Genomic DNA, 17,448 nt, shown 5'->3' with positions numbered 1-17,448 from the left:
AATAAAAATACCCGGCTACATCAGTAAAATCAATGCTTCCGGGTAATTAGACGATTAGATGTGCTGCAAAACTAGGGAGTTGGAGATGTCTACATCTGCAATTGTAGAGGGCTCTATATGGTGTTATAATGTCATCAGAACAACATTTGCTGGATACAATAAGAATAGCCGCGATGGTGGATACATCACGGCTATTCCAGACAAAGGCCGGTGGGCAACCACGGCGAGATTTTCATAACTACTGACGAAAAACCACCGGATGGCTGCTAACCTATTCCCGGTGGTTTTTCTCGTCACGCCGTTGTTTCCAGATTTCTCGCTACAATCTTTTTTTCGGAAACCTCTTCCCAATCAATAGTTTTTGTGCGAATATGAAAAGCATATTACATAGAAACTGAGGTAATTATGAGTGCGATTAAGCTTTGAAGATATCGGCCTCACTAATCTGGAACAAGTTAGAATTCGTATTGAAACGGTCCTTTCGAAGACTTTTCTTGAATATGGGTATCAAGTGTTCGAGGTAAGAATAAAGGCTAAACCGAAAAGACCAAACCCTGAAATTGAAGCCTTTTGGGCCGGTTATGAAGTCAATTTTAAAATTATTGAACCGGAAAAATTTGAGGCAAATAGAGATAACTCCATTTGGTTGGCTGCGAAGGCGATTGCGGTAAGCGACACAAAGAAAAACATAACTATTGATTTCGGCAGACACGAATATACAGGTAGCATTCAAATGGTTGATAACATCAAGGGATTTGAAGGGTTTCTTGTCCCTATTTACACGCCCACGTTGATTGTACTGGAAAAACTACGCGCTATTTGTCAACAGATGGATGATTATTTAATTCGTATAGGCAAAGATACTGAGTTTGGGAAACCAAGACCTAGGGATTTTTACGATATCTATACCATACTAGAAAGCGCATCTGTTGAGGTTAATTTTAAGGACCCCGAGACCCTTGGCCACCTAAGAGCATGTTTTCATGCTAAGCGTGTCCCTGTCAGCTTACTTACTAAAGTTTGGGAAACGCGAAAATTTCACCAGCAAGATGAACCTAGACTAAGGGATAGTATTCTAAATAGAGATGAGTACCGAGGCTTTAATTTTTATTTCGACTACGTCTTGAACCTCTTAGAGCAGAACGACCTACTTTCCTTCGAGGAACTGGCGTAAAACTTACCTTTAAGCAACAACCATTTTTTATTCAAAACAGAGAACGGTTGTTTTTTTTAATTTTCAAAATATTTAGGGTAATACAATCGCCAACGTTCAGAGTACTCACGGTCAGGAATACTATAAGTCAAATAAAAATCATTTTTCATGGGGAAAGACTCCATAATCCTCAATGCGATTTCATTAAAACCTGCACATTCCAAATAAAACCCGATTGTCTGATGGTATGGATATATGTAATTCAGCTTTTGCAGATACATCCTCAATTTATTAGCTGAAATTTGACCCTTTGCTCGTTTGTAGATACTTACAACTTCATATACCCCACCAGCATAATCCGGACGGACTGCAATATCAATTAAGGTTCGCTCTAAATCAGTCACAGCTACCCCATTAATCTCTTTGACACCTAAACGATTCGTATATCGACCATTTAATACATAAATACGCTGTCCTTCAACCTCAAAGAAACTTCTTGTCTTCCGCATCGGCTTAGAGAACGCTTTATCAATATTTTCTTGAATCAGTTCTTCATGTGGAACATCAGACCCGGCTTTTTTAGTTTGTTCTTTATTAACATATATTGATTTCACAATTTCGTTTGTTAAATCATGAAAAGATACTGCTGAGTAATGACTTAAATATAAGTTGGAGTGAAGAGACAAGGCGAATTCCGTGGGGGTTACTTGCTTATTTTTAAAAACATAACGACTGTTTCCAAACACATTAACTTCTCTCAAAATTTTCTTTTGATGAACAAGGAAATCCAAGAGGTCATGAGCAGTAGTCGTTTTAGGCAATCTCCATTCATTTCCATTTTTCAACAGAGTACCGTTAATCTCTTCGAAATTTAGAATCTTTTTACCGTGTCCTTTTAAAGCGGCGATTATATCATTCTGGTATAATTCCATAATTTGAAAACGGTTTGGACGGCCCATAAAAAGCTCCTTAAATTCAATTATCAAACGATATCATCGGGTGTATACACCCGATGATACCATGAAATTATTGATAAGTCAATTTAGCGCGTTTTTTTTAGGTTATGTATATTATAGATGGGGTGTATACACCCCATCTTAAATCAAAAAAAAAAAAAAAATCAAGCTCCTCTAAATCTAAATTTACAAATCAATAGATTTTATATATCGATCCGCATAGATAGCCATCGCATTACGCATGAACACGGCCAGCCCTTCTCCAAAGCGATCAATATTGTGCCGGAAACGGTCATCCTCCACATACATTTCGCCCAACCCTTTAAAGGCTTCAGGAGTATAGTTACCAAACCGGGTGATAAAGCTATGCCACTCCCCGATGGCCTTCTGCGCCTCGACAGTGTCAGGAGCCCCGCCTCTAAGCTGGGCAAGCCTGCGGTAAACTGATATCGGCCATCTCCGCCGTCTCTTTTACTCTTGTCGGCATTTTCGCCACCTCCTTTCACAAACCACTATAAGGGCTCACGGAACGTGAGAGTCAATACCGGAAATATTTAACCCCCTTACATCGAATGGAATCGGTCACGGCCCGTTTATGTTTGACGGGCTCCGGTTGAAGGCATTCTGACAAGAATGCGGCCTAAGCAATGGGATTAACTCTTCGTGGCTGGTACAATGGAGGCAACTACCTACCCAAGAAAGGTTTGTGCTAAAATATGCTCCGTTTTAATATGATCAGAACGGGATTTCTACTCGGTATCTCGCTCATTCTGGCTGCCATTATTTATTTCTTTGCCGCCAACTGGGGCGGTTTGGACCGGATCGCCAAAATTCTGCTTTCCGCCGGATTGCTTGTGCTCTTTTACGGCATGTCCGCCGCTCTGGCGCGTGTCCGGAGGCCATTTGTACAGCGTGCCTTTCTCTCCAATGCGTTTCTGCTGGCAGGCTGCATCGCCTTCGGTGCTTCCGTTGCGCTGCTCGGGCAGCTGTATAACTGGCATGTCGACAGCTATTGGCTGTATCTCGTCTGGTCCGTGCCCGCCGTGTTATTCGCCTGTATTACACGGTATAGTCCGTTCTATGTGATCGCCTATATGCTGCTGCATCTGGCTTTATGGTTTTATTTTTTTCCGGCAGCCTTGTCCTACTCATACAGTGATCGGGCTGTGATGTGCATTGGACTGCTGTTTGCGGCAATCAATCTGGTAGTGCTCCTGCTGACGTACACCGGATGTCTGTTATCCGCACCGCTAAAATACATAAGCTTTATCGTATTTCATCTTTCGCTGCTCGTGCTCACATGCGTATTTGGACACGGCCTGGAGGATACACTGGTGAATCTCATTTGGGCGGCTGCGATTTTAGCCGGGTTTTATATCTTTATCCGGGTCATGCTGAATAAAACCATTCTGACGCTCAATGCGCTTGCTGCCTCCACCTTCGTTGTAGCCAGATTCCTGGAGCTTGCCTTCAGCTATTTTTCGATTCTCTTTTATGTATGGGGTCTTGTCTTTGTAGCGCTGCTCCTGACGGCTAATGTCCTATTCTTTCGTTATTTGAAACAGTTGGGTAATCGGACAGCATATAAGCCCGGGGAGAGCAGCACGGAGTCCTCCAAAGATGAGAAGGCCGGGCCGGGCGGCGAGATGGTGAGCAAAGCCGTGAGCAGATTGATTCAAATCATTGGTGTCCTGATCGGAAGCATTTCGCTGACCGGGCTTGTGTTACTGGCATCGGGCGAGACCGCTCCGGAAATGACATTGTACGGCTTGTCATTAGTATTCACTCTTCCGATGATTGCTTTCTCCCGGATACATCCGGTGATCCGCTATACACTGCTGTTCATTGGTTATGTGGCAGGGATCATTTCCATCCTGTTAATGGACCGGTGGGGATTGACAGCCCTGCTGTGTCTGGTGGTTGCCGCAGGCTGGATGCGGACGGAAGGACGTGTGCAGATATTCTGGTCCCATGGCCTGCTTAACCTGAGTCTCGGCCTGCTATTCGCGCGGCTTCTAGACACGCCAGGACAGCAGTTGTGGGTTACTCTATTGATTCTCACCGTGCTGAACGGGCTCCTGTATGCCGCCGCTCCGCGAATCCGGAAGGATTCCCGGATGATCCGGGAATACGCTCTCTTCTATACCCTGCTTTTCCTGCTGTGGATAACGCTTTTCGAGGATATGACCGTTTACGTGCACGCTCTGGCCAGCATCCTGTATTTTGTTTTGGTCACCTGGTGTGTCTTTTATTTTATTCGCACACATCAGACATGGAAGGCCGTGATCAGCCTCGTCTACTGGTTCGCCTTCATTGCTTTTCAATATTATGATCTGCTGTGGAAGCTGCTTCATAAATCAGTGACCCTGGCGCTGATCGGGCTCATGATACTGGCGATCACGTACCTCGCCGCCCGCCGCGGGCGGCTGCAGGAACCGGAGTCCAGAATCACCCTTATCCGATCCGCTCCCCTGCTGACAGCTCTGGTCATTGTATTCCAGTTCTGTTTTATCGGCCTGCAAGCCGCGAGCAGCGAAACGTTGCTGCGGGACGGCTCCTCTGTAAAGCTGGAGCTGGCCCCGGTCGATCCCCGCTCCCTGCTGCAGGGAGACTATGTGGTACTGAATTACGCGATTTCAACTCCGCCGGAAGCAGCAGAGCGGAAGGACCTCTCCAGCCGCAGCAAGGTCAGAGTGGTGCTGGCGCCTGACCGTGATGGCGTTCGCCGGTTTAGCCGCTTCTACGACGGAGAACCGTTGGCTGCCGGAGAGATCGTGATTAACGGTCGGCTTAACGGATACGGCTCCATCTACTACGGGATTGAAAATTATTTTATACCCGAAGGCACCGGCCTTGAGGTCGAGCGGAACGCCCGCTATGCCTATGTGCGCATCAGCCGCAAAGGCGATGCTCTGCTGGAGCAGCTGGGCAGTGAATAGAACAGGCCTTCCCTTGTTCCGCGTTTATCAGCCTCTTAATTAAGCAACCCCTTGCGCAGAAGTTCGACGATGGAGGAAGCCTTCTCCAAGTGTTCATCCGAGTTGCGTATGATAAGATCACACTGGGACAGCTCCTCAATCTCACGCTCGAAATCCGCCATCCGGCGCTCTACCTCTTCCGCAGCCGTTCCTCTTTCCATCAGCCGCCGCCCGCACTCCTCCTTGCTGACAGACACGCCCACCAGCAGCGTCTGCTCAGGGAACATGGACTTGATCGCTGCGGCTCCCTGCGCTTCCATGACCGTCGACATGGGCATCCCCCCCTCGATAATGTCCCGGATGGACTGTAGGGAGGTTCCGTAATAGTTTCCTTTATATTCATTTATTTCGATCATCAGCCCGCTGCGGAACATTTCCTCAAGCCGCTCTCTTGATGCAAAATGATAATCACGCCCGTTCACTTCACCCGGCCGAGGCCTTCTGGATGTCCAGGTCACGACCCGGGGCAGCCCGAGCAGGGATTGAAGTGTGCTTTTACCTGAAGCGCTTGGGCCTTGAAATACAATAAGAGAAAAAGACATGGGTTCCTCCAGTATCGGTTGAATTCATTCAAGTATAGCCTCAAAAAACCCGAAGTGGAAATCGCAGCTTGCTGTTTTCACTGCAAACATGAATGGACGTCCCATAAGGTCTATTGACCCGGGACGTCCTTTTCGATGCTGGGAGGTGTTTTTCTTTTATAAACTCTTTCCGGCCTTCCGACCGTACCATAGGATATATCCGCGGTCATCTCACCTTTGGTCACAAAATACTCCAGATAGCGGCGGGCCGTCGTCCGGCTGAAGCCTGCTTTTCTGCCCAGTTCCTCGGCAGTGATCACCTCCGGGCATTCCCGGATGAACGCCTCAATCTTCTCCCGTGTCAGCTTGTCGATGCCTTTCGGAAGATAAGGCTCTTTGTCCCTGTTCCTGTCTCTCAAACCCCACAGCAGCCGATCGATTCCCTCCTGGTCAATCTCCTGGCCCGGTCCGCTCATGGTCTGCAGCTGGCGATGGTAGGCCTCATAGGCTTTCAGCTTCTCCTGGAAACGCTCAAACACAACCGGTTTAATCATAAAATCATAAACGCCACGCCGGATCGCTTCCCTGACCGTGTCGAAATCCCGCACCGCCGTGATGATGATGACATCCGTCAACGGATAGTGCGTCTGAATATACCGGAACAAATCAAGCCCATCCATCCGGGGAAAATGCAAATCCAACAAAACCAGGTCTGGCTCCAGTATTTCCAAATGCTCATAAGCCTGTTGTTCATCTGTCGCAATGCCGACAACTTCAAAACCTCCTGTCTTCTCGACAAAACGGCGGTTGATCCCGGCAATTCGCAAATCGCCTTCGATGATTAATACCCGAATCACGGGCCCTCCCCCTTTCGAGCGGAAATCGGGATGTCCTGAACTTTATGAACAAAATGCACAATAAGGTCTTTTTTTAACTTATGCTCATATGCTTTCCAGCGATCATGAGGAGTGGTAGTATAAGCATACGAAATATAGTAAGCGTTTACAAAAAAATGAATGCTACACTATTGCTCAAGGGGCCCCATGGGTCATTCAACATGTTTCCGTGAGAAGTCCCCTTCCTCTGCGCCTATACTTCCGAAGCGAGTTTTGTTCGAAGCTTATTCAGGAAGCAGCGCTCACAAAACTTTGAGTAGGGGATGAATCTCGGTTAGGCGAAGCCTAAATGCACTTGTCTATTGTATAAGACTCGTGCTTTCTAGTCGAGTATTTGTGTGGTATGATGGGAATATACGTTCTCGTCAAGGCGGTAACCCTTCGCCCCGATGTAAAAAAAAGAAACTGTGGAAAGAATATTTCTGGTTGTAAAGTTACGGTCTGATTACCGTGGCGGCGCCCCTCTGGAAGTATGGAAAACCTATATTGAGCATCCAGGGAAGGAGGTGAAAGCGGAGTGATTCGCTGTGTCAAAACCGCATTCCGAACTTCCAAAGCCGATCTGGACCGACTGTTTGCGTGCAACCGGATTTCAGCCGAAGTCTGGAATGAGTGTCTGTCCATCGCCAAGAACTATTTCCTGCAACACGATGGAAAATGGATTGGACAAACCAAACTTCAAGCCGCTTTAAAAAATCGATTCCCCCTTCACTCCCAGTCTGTACAGGCGGTTTGTCATAAATATTTGTTTGCCCGAGAGAGCGCAAGGCAAGCGAAAAGGCAGGGCCTGAAGACCAAATACCCCTACAAAAACAAAATGTATTTCAACACGAAATGGGTAGACCAATCGTTCAAAATCGAGGGCAACACCATCCAGTTAAGCTTAGGCATCCAGAACGGAAAGCGCCAGCAACCGATTCAGATCGTCGTGGCTGACTTGCCTGATGCCGAGATCAAAGAAATCGAACTGGTGTACGACCGAAAACTGATGGTTTCCCTGACTTACGAGGATGGGAAAGTGGCCAAAGTCAACGAGGGCAGCGAGGTTGCAGGTGTGGATTTGGGAGAGATTCACTCGATCACAGCAACGACCACCGCAAACCAGTCGATCCTCATCACGGGAAGAAAAGCTAGAAGCATTCATCGGCTTCGCAACAAGAAACTGGCCGAGATCCAGAAGCGGATGAGCAAATGCCAGAAAGGCAGTCGGCAATGGAAAAAGTACAAGAAAGCCAAAATGTACATCCTCGGCAAAAGCGAGCGTCAACTCCAGGATGTCATTCATAAAACAACCTGGCAATTTGTGCAGTGGTGTACGGAAAATGACGTCAAGGAAGTCGTGATTGGCAAGATGGAAGGCGTACAACGCCATACGAAAAAGAAGAAAAGAAAAACCGTCACGCAAAAGTTATCCAATTGGAGCTTCGGAAAGATTCGGAAACAACTCGAATACAAGCTTGAAGCCCATGGAACAAGCGTGAAACAGGTGGATGAAAGCTACACAAGTCAACAATGTCCTTGTTGCGGTAGAAGGAAAAAGACTTCTACAAGAAACTATACCTGTTCCTGCGGCTATGAAGAACATCGGGACGTTCATGGAAGCAAAGGAATATTATCCAAATATCTGCATGGAGACATCCGATATTTGGGTGAAACGGAATCGATCAAGTATCTACGGATCGCTTAGATGAGTGAGAAGTAGTAGACGGTGAGTTCCCACCCACTTGCAGAAGTGTTGCTTACTGAACCACCCCGTTAGATTTCCGCTGCTGGCAGCGAAAGCAAATAGCCAACCTATTTGTTTGCAGAAAGTAACGGTGTGGCTGGTAAGAAACCCCTACTTCTAAGTCAAGCGTAAGTAGGGGAGGTTCATTCAGCATTTTACCAGCATTCAAATCGGGTGTCGACCCGAAAACCGTTAAATTTCTTTCTTATTATAATGTATAGAAGCGATATGCCAATTCAAATCACATGAACCGGAGGAGACTGCCATGGGCAATACCAGACTTGGGGGAAAAAGCGTCATACTCAGACTCGAGATTCAAACGGACACGATTAATTTCGGCCAGGTGGCCTCTGTTATCTTCGCCGCCGGCGGAGATATTGTGGCCATTGATGTGATTTCGACGAGCCGGGATATGACTGTACGCGACATCACCATTACCGTAACAGATAGTGTGGATATCAGCATCATTACGGAAGCGGTTAAAAATATGGAAGGTGTGCGTCTGGTTAACATTTCGGACCGTACTTTCCTGCTGCATCTCGGCGGTAAAATCGAGACTCAGCCCAAAACCCCGATCCAGAACCGGGACGATCTGTCACGAGTATATACGCCGGATGTGGCACGCGTCTGCATGGCGATTCATGAGGAGCCGGACAAGGCCTACTCTCTGACGGTCAAAAGAAACACGGTCGCCGTCGTGTCAGACGGCAGCGCGGTACTGGGGCTCGGCAATATCGGCCCGTATGCCGCCATGCCCGTGATGGAAGGCAAGTCCATGCTGTTCAAGCAGTTTGCCGGGGTCGATTCCTTCCCCATCTGCCTGAATACGCAGGATACCGAGGAAATTATCGCTACGGTTAAAGCCATTGCTCCCGCCTTCGGCGGCATTAATCTGGAGGATATTTCCTCTCCACGCTGCTTTGAAATTGAAGAACGGCTGCGCCAGGAGTTGGATATTCCTGTCTTCCATGACGATCAGCACGGCACCGCTGTAGTTCTCTATGCCGCCCTGATCAATGCCCTGAAAATCGTCGGCAAATCCATCGACAGCATCAAAGTGGTGGTCTGCGGCATTGGCGCCGCTGGCATTGCGTGCAGCAGAATCCTCCTGTCGGCAGGAGTCAAAAATATCATCGGCGTCGACCGGATGGGAGCTATTGCCTCCGGCATCCAGTACGACAACCGTATGCTGCAATGGTATGCGGAGCATACGAATCCGGACCGCGTGCAGGGGACGCTGCAGGAGGTCATCCACGGAGCTGATGTGTTCATCGGGGTGTCGGCGGGCGGCATCCTTAGCCGTGAAGATGTCGGACATATGGCGGACCAGCCGATTGTATTCGCTATGGCCAACCCGGTGCCGGAAGTCCGGCCGGAGGAGATCGAGGATATCGCCGCCGTCATCGCCACCGGGCGTTCCGATTATCCGAACCAGATCAACAATGTACTCTGCTTTCCAGGGATCTTCCGCGGAGCGCTGGACTGCCGGGCCTCAGAAATCAACGAAGAAATGAAGCTCGCAGCCTCGGAAGCTATCGCATCCGCCATTTCGGATGAGGAATTGAACCCGCTTTATATTATTCCGAGCGTCTTCAACCAGCACGTGGTCAAAGCCATCCGCGACAAGGTCGTACAGGCCGCTATCCGCACCGGCGTTGCCCGTAGAATTCCACGCGAATACAGGTAGCCCGCGGGTCTTGGAAACCAAAGCCGCGATGCTGGAGGTGCTCGCAACACTTGTCAGAAAAACTACCGGTTTCAGGAGCCAACCTAATCCCGGTGGTTTTTCTTGTCTCGCGCGGCTTTACCAGCGGCGTTCTAGCCCCAAAGCAGCTGTCAGGCAGGGCACAAGCGCCTTCAGCGGGTTGCCAATTTCACAGCTGCACTCCTGCCCAACTGCCTCAGCCGCTTCCGTCATGGACAGCTGAGCCGCAAAGATCATACGCTGCTCTCCGGCTTCAATCAGGTCCTTCATATAACCGGACACTCTCTTCAGATACGCTTCCTTCTTCCCTGCCATAATAAGTCCGAAGCTTCCTTCGATCACCTGTACTTCCACTTGTGGTGTTTTACCCGCCGCCTCTGCGAAATCATGCAGTCTTTTCATCGTGCCTTCCACCGTCCCGGGGTTCGTAAACAGCAAAATTTGCGGCTGCTCCGGTCCGCACAGAACATCCAGAAAAGGCTCGTCGATCATGATCACCGGTACAGACCACTTTTCGCTGCTCTCTTCCAGCAGTGCAGCGTACTGTGTGCATGTCACCAGCACGGCATCTGCCCCGCAATCAATCATCCATTCCAGTTGCCTCGTTGTCCGTTCCAAAGCCTTAACGCGGCTGAAAGGTTGCTCGGACGACATATAACGAATGAGTCCGGGGTCCGTATAATGCACCAGCTCCAGTTCAAAGGCAGCGAGGGCCTGTTCTATAAATTCAACATTAGAGTAGTGAGCATGCAAACAAGCCAGCCTTTTCATAACGGCACCTGCTTTCTTAATATTCCAGCAAAATATCCGCTGGTATTCAGCTTAGGCGAAAAAAGCCTGTCCCACAAGAGGGACAGGCTTTAATTATGGATTGAAGTCCTGCCGCGTACACGTCCTGCTGCATAACTCTAGGCAGGCTTAATACTCTGTATTACCGGACTGGCTTGTTTTGCCGGATGCAAAACCTTTGAACAGTGTCGGCACATCTGAATATCTCGTGTTGGTTATTTTCGCCGTGCTTTTACTGCTGTCTGTTCTGAAAATGGAGTCCTTGACATTGGAAATGTCGGAGTTGTCCAACGTAAAGTTCACCTGATAGGACGAACCCCCGTTCTGACGAGCCAGCTTGCCGATATCATTGGCCTTGAAGTTTTTGATATTGATGGTTCCTTCCGCATTCGCCTGGAACACTTTGTCGTAGGCTTTATAAGCCCCTCCTCCAGTAATATTAACTGTCCCTTTGGCTTTAAGCGTCAGTGCGTCTTCGCCTACATCCTGCCAGGTTACGTTTGTAATGGTAGCGTTTCCGTAGCAGTGTACACCATCTGCCCCCGGAGCACCGATAATTACGTTTTTAAGCGTGGCTCCATTCTCCAGGCGGAAAATTGGCTTCTGGCCTTCATCCTGGCTGCCATCTCCAAGTGTATCCGGATTAGCCACAAAGGTTTGGCCTTTTCCATCATAGGTTTCTCCGGCCTTCACGAGAATCGTTTGCGAAACCACCTCGGGTGCGGCCTGTACCTTGCTGCTTACGGCACCGAACGAAGTGATCAATAATGCGGATAACAAAAGAGCTGTCAAACCTTTTTTCATATTTACAGCATCCTTTCTATACCTTGGGATTTATGATAAGACCCGCACCATTCCTCATGCTGCTGCCATAAAAGAGATGTGCACCTCTCTTTTGTATACGCTTCCAAATGTAGATGATGAAATGGAAATAGACTCATCACATTGGTATATTTTTCAATTATAATCATTTCTGCAATTCCTTCAATCCTACCTATTGACTAGACGAAAAAAAGAGTCCATTCAGCCCATAATCTCCCGAAACACCAGTTCTATAGTCCTGTTTATTTCCAAAAAAGTTCCCCGGAAGGCGTTGATCCCCGTCACAAGAAAAAGAGCCATAAGGACTGTTTATTCTGCTTCCTTATGACTCTTGCCCATTAGGCTGTATTTTTGCGGATCTGTTTGCTGCGCAGTTGGCCGCAGGCTGCATCAATATCCGTCCCATGCTCCATACGCACAGTACAGTTGATGCCCTGCTTTTTCAGCGTATCATAGAAGACGAGAATTGACTCCTGCTCGCTGCGCTGATATTGGCTGTGTTCATCCACCGGGTTATACGGAATCAGGTTCACGCTGGCAAGCCGCTGTTTGTCCTGCAGCAGTGCTGCAAGCTCCTGCGCGTGTTCCTGCTGGTCATTGACATCCCGGAGCAGGATATATTCAAACATGATTCTCCGCTTGGTCTTCTTCAAATAGTAATCGACAGCTTCCATCAGCTGTTCTATCGGATACGCACGGTTGATCTTCATAATCCGGGTACGCAGGTCATTATTCGCGGCATGAAGCGAAATCGCCAGATTGACCGGCAAGCCGCTGTCGGCAAATTCCTTGATCTTGTCCGGCAGCCCGCTCGTCGATACCGTAATACGGCGCACGCCAATGGCAAGGCCCTTATGATCCTTGATGATGTTAACAAAATCAAGCAGATTGTCGTAATTATCAAACGGCTCCCCGATGCCCATCACCACGACATGAGTCACCTTCTCCCCCTGCTGCTTTCCGTCCAAGTGAAGCTGAACCTTCATAATCTGTTCTACGATCTCGCCGCTCGTCAGATCCCGGCTCTTCTTGATCAGACCGCTCGCGCAGAAGCTGCAGCCGATATTGCAGCCGACCTGAGTCGTGACACAGACCGACAGGCCGTATTTCTGGCGCATCAGCACTGTTTCAATAAGGTTCCCGTCCGCCAGCCGGAGCAGGAACTTGATGGTTCCGTCCGCCGATTCCTGTCTGACATGCTCTTCAAGTGTCCGGATGACGAAGTGCTCTTCGAGCAGTTGAATGCAGGAAGGGTGAAGCTCCGCCATATCGGAAAATTTCGCAACCCGCTGGCGGTACAGATATTCCCACACCTGGGAAGCGCGGTGTTTCTTATGACCTCTTTCCCCCAGCCATGCTGTCAGCTGCTCTATCGTCAATCCATAAATGGATGGTTTATTCATTCGTTACCCTCTTTTCAATCTATATCGTGAAAAATGTTTCCACGTGAAACATTTTGTCGGATCTTGCAGGCTTGAGCGATCCAAAGCCTAATTCTTATTTTCCCAAAATTTCAGGGCTTAAACAAGAGGAACCGACAGGGATTTTTACGGAAGCACGCGGGACCATCTCAAGCTTGGCCGACTCGGCTATGTAAAGCCGCCACTACGTTAGGCTATGGCTGGCAGGGCTGTTGTACGGAGGTTAACGTGCGAAGCGGCGTTCTTGGAGCACAGCTCGATCGGGCGAGGGAATTGGCCTCTTAGAAGAGTGCCTTTTTTTCTTTTTTTGTGATATGTTGATTTCAGCAAAATCTGTCCAACAACAGCACGTTAGAACAGGAAGACTCCGGTCTGTCAGTGATATGATCAAGGCAAGGAAGGTGAAGAGGTTGGAATGGTTGACACGCATGAAGGATGCTCTGGATTACATCGAGGACCATATGGAGGAACCAATATCGGTCAGCGATATTGCCAAGGTCGCCTGCTCCTCTACGTTTCATTTTCAGCGGATGTTCCATATGCTTACCGGGATGACGGTTGCGGAATATATCCGGAAGCGCAGGCTGACATTGGCCGCACAGGAGCTGGCGATCTCCTCCACGAAGGTGCTGGATACGGCGCTCAAATACGGCTATGATTCACCCGAGTCCTTCGCCAAGGCATTCCGAAAAATTCATGGGATTACACCTTCGCAAGCGCGTGATCCCGGCGTGCAGCTAAAGGCCTTTCCGCGCATTTCCTTCCATTTATCCTTGAGAGGAGATCAAGACATGGATTACCGCATTGTGGAAAAAGCAGGCTTTACCGTTGTGGGCAAGTCGATACCGGTGTCAACAAAGGACGGAGAGAACTTTAAGGCGATTCCCGCCTTCTGGGGACAGAGCAATACAGACGGAACCTCGGATGCATTGCTGGAGCTGGGGTCAGGCAGTGATATGCTGGGGATTTGCACAGAGTTTCAGCATGATCAGGACCAGTTCACTTATATGATCGCTGTGGAAAGCAGTAATGAAGCCCCTGCGTCCAGCGGCTTCACTACGTATAAGGTGCCTGCTGCCACTTGGGCTGTATTCCCTGTGACTGGTGCTATGCCTGATGCCATGGAGAACATATGGAAAAGGATTTTCCAGGAGTGGTTCCCTGCTACAGGCTATGAGCATGCCGATGCACCGGAGCTTGAGGTATATCCGCCCGGCGACCCGGCGGCGGAAGACTATCATTCGGAAGTATGGATTCCCGTTATGAAGAAATAAAAACGTCTACCGACGTGTCTAAGCTTCAACACCGAAATCGGAGCTTGATTGGACCAGCCAGCGTGCGTGATTGTCTAAACGGACTGTAGAGACGTTATTTCGTTGAAATCAACCGTTTGCTGCATGCGAGCGGACTCCACAGCCTTTATTGGGCATTTAAACGCATGAATTAGACCATTTCCAGGTAAATAAGATCACTCCAGTCCGCCTAAACAAGGAAATCCCTCATTTTGAGGCAAATAAGGACGCTCCAGTCCGATCGTGAAAAAGGACGGGGAGCCTTCCATTCCAACAGCAGTCGTTAGGCACCGTTTTTTTAGATTGACTCTATTAAAACAATAAAAATCCGACGAGGGAGCACCCCTCACCGGATTTTTATCCTACACACTAAGAAAGGATTGTTAATTTCGAAAAACTTTAGGCGTCGTAGCTAGGAAAATACTCATGCCTTTTCACCAAATTTTTCCTGCACAGTTATTTGGTAGGTCGGCGTATCCTACATCTCTTAACAGACCTCATAGAAGTGTGGCAATGCCTGTTCTACCCCACCAACCATCCTTAGCCTATACTCACAGTCGCAGCCTCCTCCGCTCCATGCAAGCTTAGCTTCATCCCCAGGGCAATAGCTAGTTTAAATACTGTATCTAATCGGGGAATAGATCCACCATTTTCAATTCGCGCAATGGATTCCTGATGAAGCCCTACTTTATCGGCTAACTCCTTTTGTGTCCATCCAAGTTCAATTCGTCTTTGATGAATAGCGTTCACAAGTTGGGCAACCGCTTCAAGCTCATTCATCCGTATTGGATCTATGGACTTTAACTCCTTCTTCTTATCATTCCAGTTTTTCATCATCATTCACTCCTTCCGTTTCTCAGCAGCCAACTGTCCATTCGTTTTTTAGCAATCGCAATTTCCTTTGGAGGTGTCTTTTGCGTTGTTTTGGCGAAGTGATGTAGGAGAACAAAGTGATTTCCATTCCATCCAAAAAAGAGAATACGATTATGACCTGGGCGTAGCTCCCATATGTCACCTGAAATCCTCTTAGTAAACCTCTCCCCAGCTCGTGTTCCTCTATCCTCTAATCGATCCAAGCAGTAGACGATCTGTTCCAATTGAACTCTTGCATTCTTATTATTGAGCGCGGCAGCATCAAGCTCATCCATGAAGTTCTCAACTGGCTTGTTACCGTTTTCGTCCTCATAAAATAATATATTATACAAAACTGCCTCCATTTTTATAAGTGTACTCCCTTATCAATCTAATTATAACATATAGATCATAAATAATGTTAAGTTCCCTAACTAAGGAATTGCGACGAAATAACATTCCTGAAAATAGAAAGAATGAACTGGAAACACCCCCATCGGTATTCTGGCTGGCACGCCAGCAAAATGGTTTTGCTTGCCTTTAACCATGAACTTGCAGGATGCCGTCAAAACCATTCTGGGCTGGAGCCAGCCAGACGGGGAGGAAACGCCTTCTATTGAAGGAGAAACCGTATACCGTTCATATCCCCTCCGGGGAATAAAAGCAAAAAAAGACCAGACTGTTCCGGGCTGCTGGTCAAAATATTTGATGTTTGGCTTACTTGTATTTTTGCATGTTTTTGGATACTCTCATGGTAGGGGTATCTCTTGAAGCAATCGCCCCAATTATGATTTATGGAATGGATGGTGTGTCATGCCTGATCGGGGACTCGAACCAAGGCAAAAATCAGCCATAATTGATTATTTGAGTGAGCGTTTCAATGCTCATTCTGTGATATTATTCGGATCGGCTGCCAGGCAAGAAATGCGCCAAGACAGCGATGTGGATATTGCTTTTATATCCGAAATCCCTGCCCCTTCCGCTTATGAATTATTTATGGCTTCATCAGAATTGGCCGATCTTGTCAAACGTGAAGTAGACCTGATTTATTTTCCTCAAGCCACCCCTGTTTTTAAGGTCCAAATCATTGGAACAGGCGAGGTACTGCATGATTCGAAGCCTTATGCACGTCAGATGGCATTTATGCGGGCTTTGAAGGAATATGTCCTGCTTAACGACGAGCGAAAAGAAATCATGGAGAACTACCGGAGAGGGTGAAAAAATGAATCACGATATCGTGGCTAACAAATCGGAAACCATAATCCGATGTGTGAGACGAATCAAGGAAGAATACGATCGAAATCGTACAAGCGATTATAGAGAAACACATGGATGATTTCGCTTTCTTTGTGACAAAAATCAGGGATTGGGGTTCATAAATACTCCACCTGATTCATCCCATTCCGGAAGCGAGATGATATCATGAGCCAAAAGATAGTTTTAGCTGGCGGTACAGGCTTCATCGGACGTTATCTGGAAGCACAATTCAAGCAGCATGGATATACAGTCGACATTATTTCCAGACAACCCGGACATATCCCATGGACGGATCACGCCCGCATCATTTCCGCCTTGGAACATGCCGAGCTGCTCGTGAATCTGGCAGGAAAGTCGGTAAACTGCCGCTATAACAGCGTCAATAAAGCAGAGATTTTACGCTCCCGTACCGAAACCACCCGCATTCTCGGCGAGGCTCTGCTGGCATGCGGCAATCCCCCTCCGCTGTGGATCAATTCCAGCACCGCAACGATCTACAGACATGCGGAGGATCGTCCCATGACAGAGCAGGATGGAGAGATAGGCACAGGCTTCTCCGTCGACGTGGCACGGGAATGGGAGAAAGCCTTCTTCTCCTTCAAACTGCCCCGGACCCGCCAGACTGCGTTAAGAATTGCCATCGTGCTGGGCAAGGGCGGCGTCATGGGCCCTTACAAAAATCTGGTACGCTTCGGCCTCGGCGGACCCCAGGGGTCCGGGCAGCAAAAGTTCAGCTGGATTCACGTAGACGATCTATTCGGCATCATCCGTTTTTTGCAGAGCAGGCCTGATCTGGATGGCATTTTTAATGCATCCTCGCCCTATCCTGTCCCAAACCGTGAGCTGATGCGGCAGCTGCGGGAAACGATGCATCAACGCATAGGACTTCCTTCTCCCCGCTGGATGCTTGAGCTTGGCGCAATTCTGATCCGCACCGAAACGGAACTCATTCTGAAAAGCCGCTGGGTCCTGCCCGCAAGACTGCTGAACGAGGAGTATACGTTCCGCTTCAAGCGGCTTGACAGCGCGCTTCAGGATATACTGGGCTGACAACAAAAACCATCTACCTGCTGTCTATGC

Annotated in this window: 15 protein-coding genes and 1 pseudogene; 7 read left to right on the top strand and 9 right to left on the bottom strand. The window is 48.2% G+C overall.

Annotation, left to right across the window (positions count from 1 at the left end; translation table 11 throughout):
- Positions 1-409 precede the first annotated feature (409 nt).
- Positions 410-1,174, top strand: coding sequence for a nucleotidyl transferase AbiEii/AbiGii toxin family protein (locus ACE5LO_RS13545; protein WP_375520554.1), 765 nt, complete (start codon positions 410-412; stop codon positions 1,172-1,174).
- A gap of 56 nt (positions 1,175-1,230) precedes the next feature.
- Here the strand turns inward: ACE5LO_RS13545 and ACE5LO_RS13540 are convergent, their stop codons facing one another.
- Together ACE5LO_RS13540 and ACE5LO_RS13535 are read right to left on the bottom strand one after the other, a co-directional pair.
- A complete protein-coding gene (locus ACE5LO_RS13540) occupies positions 1,231-2,112 on the bottom strand; it encodes a type IV toxin-antitoxin system AbiEi family antitoxin domain-containing protein (protein WP_375520553.1) in 882 nt (293 codons plus the stop codon).
- A 183-nt stretch (positions 2,113-2,295) separates the two neighbouring features.
- A pseudogene (locus ACE5LO_RS13535) lies at positions 2,296-2,556 on the bottom strand (TipAS antibiotic-recognition domain-containing protein); the annotation flags it as partial.
- Positions 2,557-2,825: 269 nt separating this feature from the next.
- Between ACE5LO_RS13535 and ACE5LO_RS13530 the strand changes: the two are divergent.
- Positions 2,826-5,048, top strand: a complete 2,223-nt coding sequence (locus tag ACE5LO_RS13530; RefSeq protein ID WP_375520552.1) for a GDYXXLXY domain-containing protein — start codon at positions 2,826-2,828, stop codon at positions 5,046-5,048.
- 35 nt (positions 5,049-5,083) lie between these two features.
- Here ACE5LO_RS13530 and ACE5LO_RS13525 read toward each other — a convergent pair whose 3' ends face one another.
- Entirely contained in the window at positions 5,084-5,629 is a 546-nt protein-coding gene (locus tag ACE5LO_RS13525; protein ID WP_375520551.1) for a guanylate kinase, read from the bottom strand.
- 110 nt (positions 5,630-5,739) lie between these two features.
- The gene (locus tag ACE5LO_RS13520) at positions 5,740-6,465 is read right to left on the bottom strand and encodes a response regulator (RefSeq protein WP_375520550.1); all 726 of its coding nucleotides are present in this window, start codon (positions 6,463-6,465) and stop codon (positions 5,740-5,742) included.
- 556 nt (positions 6,466-7,021) lie between these two features.
- Here ACE5LO_RS13520 and ACE5LO_RS13515 point away from each other — a divergent pair.
- Both ACE5LO_RS13515 and ACE5LO_RS13510 read left to right on the top strand, forming a co-directional pair.
- The gene (locus ACE5LO_RS13515; RefSeq protein WP_375520549.1) at positions 7,022-8,191 is read left to right on the top strand and encodes an RNA-guided endonuclease InsQ/TnpB family protein; all 1,170 of its coding nucleotides are present in this window, start codon (positions 7,022-7,024) and stop codon (positions 8,189-8,191) included.
- Positions 8,192-8,495: 304 nt separating this feature from the next.
- A complete protein-coding gene (locus tag ACE5LO_RS13510; RefSeq protein ID WP_375520548.1) occupies positions 8,496-9,917 on the top strand; it encodes an NAD-dependent malic enzyme in 1,422 nt (473 codons plus the stop codon).
- 117 nt (positions 9,918-10,034) lie between these two features.
- On the opposite strand, the gene ACE5LO_RS13505 is transcribed toward ACE5LO_RS13510, so the two are convergent.
- From ACE5LO_RS13505 to rlmN, 3 genes are all read right to left on the bottom strand, one after another.
- Complete coding sequence (locus ACE5LO_RS13505) at positions 10,035-10,706, bottom strand: type 1 periplasmic-binding domain-containing protein (RefSeq protein WP_375520547.1); 672 nt, start codon at positions 10,704-10,706, stop codon at positions 10,035-10,037.
- 147 nt (positions 10,707-10,853) lie between these two features.
- Positions 10,854-11,528: a pectate lyase gene (locus tag ACE5LO_RS13500; protein WP_375520546.1), complete on the bottom strand. Its 675-nt coding sequence runs from the start codon at positions 11,526-11,528 to the stop codon at positions 10,854-10,856.
- A 356-nt stretch (positions 11,529-11,884) separates the two neighbouring features.
- Positions 11,885-12,949, bottom strand: a complete 1,065-nt coding sequence (rlmN, locus tag ACE5LO_RS13495; RefSeq protein WP_375520545.1) for a dual-specificity RNA methyltransferase RlmN — start codon at positions 12,947-12,949, stop codon at positions 11,885-11,887.
- A 428-nt stretch (positions 12,950-13,377) separates the two neighbouring features.
- Between rlmN and ACE5LO_RS13490 the strand changes: the two genes are divergently transcribed.
- On the top strand, positions 13,378-14,241 hold the full coding sequence (locus ACE5LO_RS13490; RefSeq protein ID WP_375520544.1) for an AraC family transcriptional regulator: 864 nt from the start codon (positions 13,378-13,380) through the stop codon (positions 14,239-14,241).
- A 558-nt stretch (positions 14,242-14,799) separates the two neighbouring features.
- Here ACE5LO_RS13490 and ACE5LO_RS13485 read toward each other — a convergent pair.
- Together ACE5LO_RS13485 and ACE5LO_RS13480 are read right to left on the bottom strand one after the other, a co-directional pair.
- Complete coding sequence (locus tag ACE5LO_RS13485; protein WP_375520543.1) at positions 14,800-15,093, bottom strand: helix-turn-helix transcriptional regulator; 294 nt, start codon at positions 15,091-15,093, stop codon at positions 14,800-14,802.
- A gap of 2 nt (positions 15,094-15,095) precedes the next feature.
- A complete protein-coding gene (locus ACE5LO_RS13480; RefSeq protein WP_375520542.1) occupies positions 15,096-15,476 on the bottom strand; it encodes a type II toxin-antitoxin system RelE/ParE family toxin in 381 nt (126 codons plus the stop codon).
- Between the two features lie 448 nt (positions 15,477-15,924).
- On the opposite strand from ACE5LO_RS13480, the gene mntA reads away from it, so the two are divergent.
- Together mntA and ACE5LO_RS13470 are read left to right on the top strand one after the other, a co-directional pair.
- Positions 15,925-16,329 carry a type VII toxin-antitoxin system MntA family adenylyltransferase antitoxin gene (gene mntA / locus ACE5LO_RS13475; protein WP_375520541.1) on the top strand — a complete coding sequence of 135 codons (405 nt, stop codon included), beginning with the start codon at positions 15,925-15,927 and terminating at the stop codon, positions 16,327-16,329.
- 204 nt (positions 16,330-16,533) lie between these two features.
- Positions 16,534-17,418, top strand: a complete 885-nt coding sequence (locus ACE5LO_RS13470; protein WP_375520540.1) for a TIGR01777 family oxidoreductase — start codon at positions 16,534-16,536, stop codon at positions 17,416-17,418.
- Positions 17,419-17,448: the final 30 nt, after the last annotated feature.

The sequence above is a fragment of the Paenibacillus medicaginis genome, assembly GCF_042138635.1.
In the GTDB taxonomy this organism is placed as follows: Bacteria; Bacillota; Bacilli; order Paenibacillales; family Paenibacillaceae; genus Paenibacillus; species Paenibacillus medicaginis.
The sequence above is the reverse complement of the archived record's forward strand: the minus strand, read 5'-3'. Positions and strand labels throughout refer to the sequence as shown.

What these genes read in the sequence shown, in the direction of transcription:
- ACE5LO_RS13540 (WP_375520553.1), bottom strand. Translation starts at nt 2,112, where the DNA reads ATGGGCCGTCCAAACCGTTTTCAAATTATGGAATTATACCAGAATGAT.
- ACE5LO_RS13530 (WP_375520552.1), top strand. Translation starts at nt 2,826, where the DNA reads ATGCTCCGTTTTAATATGATCAGAACGGGATTTCTACTCGGTATCTCG.
- ACE5LO_RS13525 (WP_375520551.1), bottom strand. Translation starts at nt 5,629, where the DNA reads ATGTCTTTTTCTCTTATTGTATTTCAAGGCCCAAGCGCTTCAGGTAAA.
- ACE5LO_RS13510 (WP_375520548.1), top strand. Translation starts at nt 8,496, where the DNA reads ATGGGCAATACCAGACTTGGGGGAAAAAGCGTCATACTCAGACTCGAG.
- ACE5LO_RS13505 (WP_375520547.1), bottom strand. Translation starts at nt 10,706, where the DNA reads ATGAAAAGGCTGGCTTGTTTGCATGCTCACTACTCTAATGTTGAATTT.
- ACE5LO_RS13500 (WP_375520546.1), bottom strand. Translation starts at nt 11,528, where the DNA reads ATGAAAAAAGGTTTGACAGCTCTTTTGTTATCCGCATTATTGATCACT.
- rlmN (WP_375520545.1), bottom strand. Translation starts at nt 12,949, where the DNA reads ATGAATAAACCATCCATTTATGGATTGACGATAGAGCAGCTGACAGCA.
- ACE5LO_RS13485 (WP_375520543.1), bottom strand. Translation starts at nt 15,093, where the DNA reads ATGAAAAACTGGAATGATAAGAAGAAGGAGTTAAAGTCCATAGATCCA.
- ACE5LO_RS13480 (WP_375520542.1), bottom strand. Translation starts at nt 15,476, where the DNA reads ATGGAGGCAGTTTTGTATAATATATTATTTTATGAGGACGAAAACGGT.
- mntA (WP_375520541.1), top strand. Translation starts at nt 15,925, where the DNA reads ATGCCTGATCGGGGACTCGAACCAAGGCAAAAATCAGCCATAATTGAT.
- ACE5LO_RS13470 (WP_375520540.1), top strand. Translation starts at nt 16,534, where the DNA reads ATGAGCCAAAAGATAGTTTTAGCTGGCGGTACAGGCTTCATCGGACGT.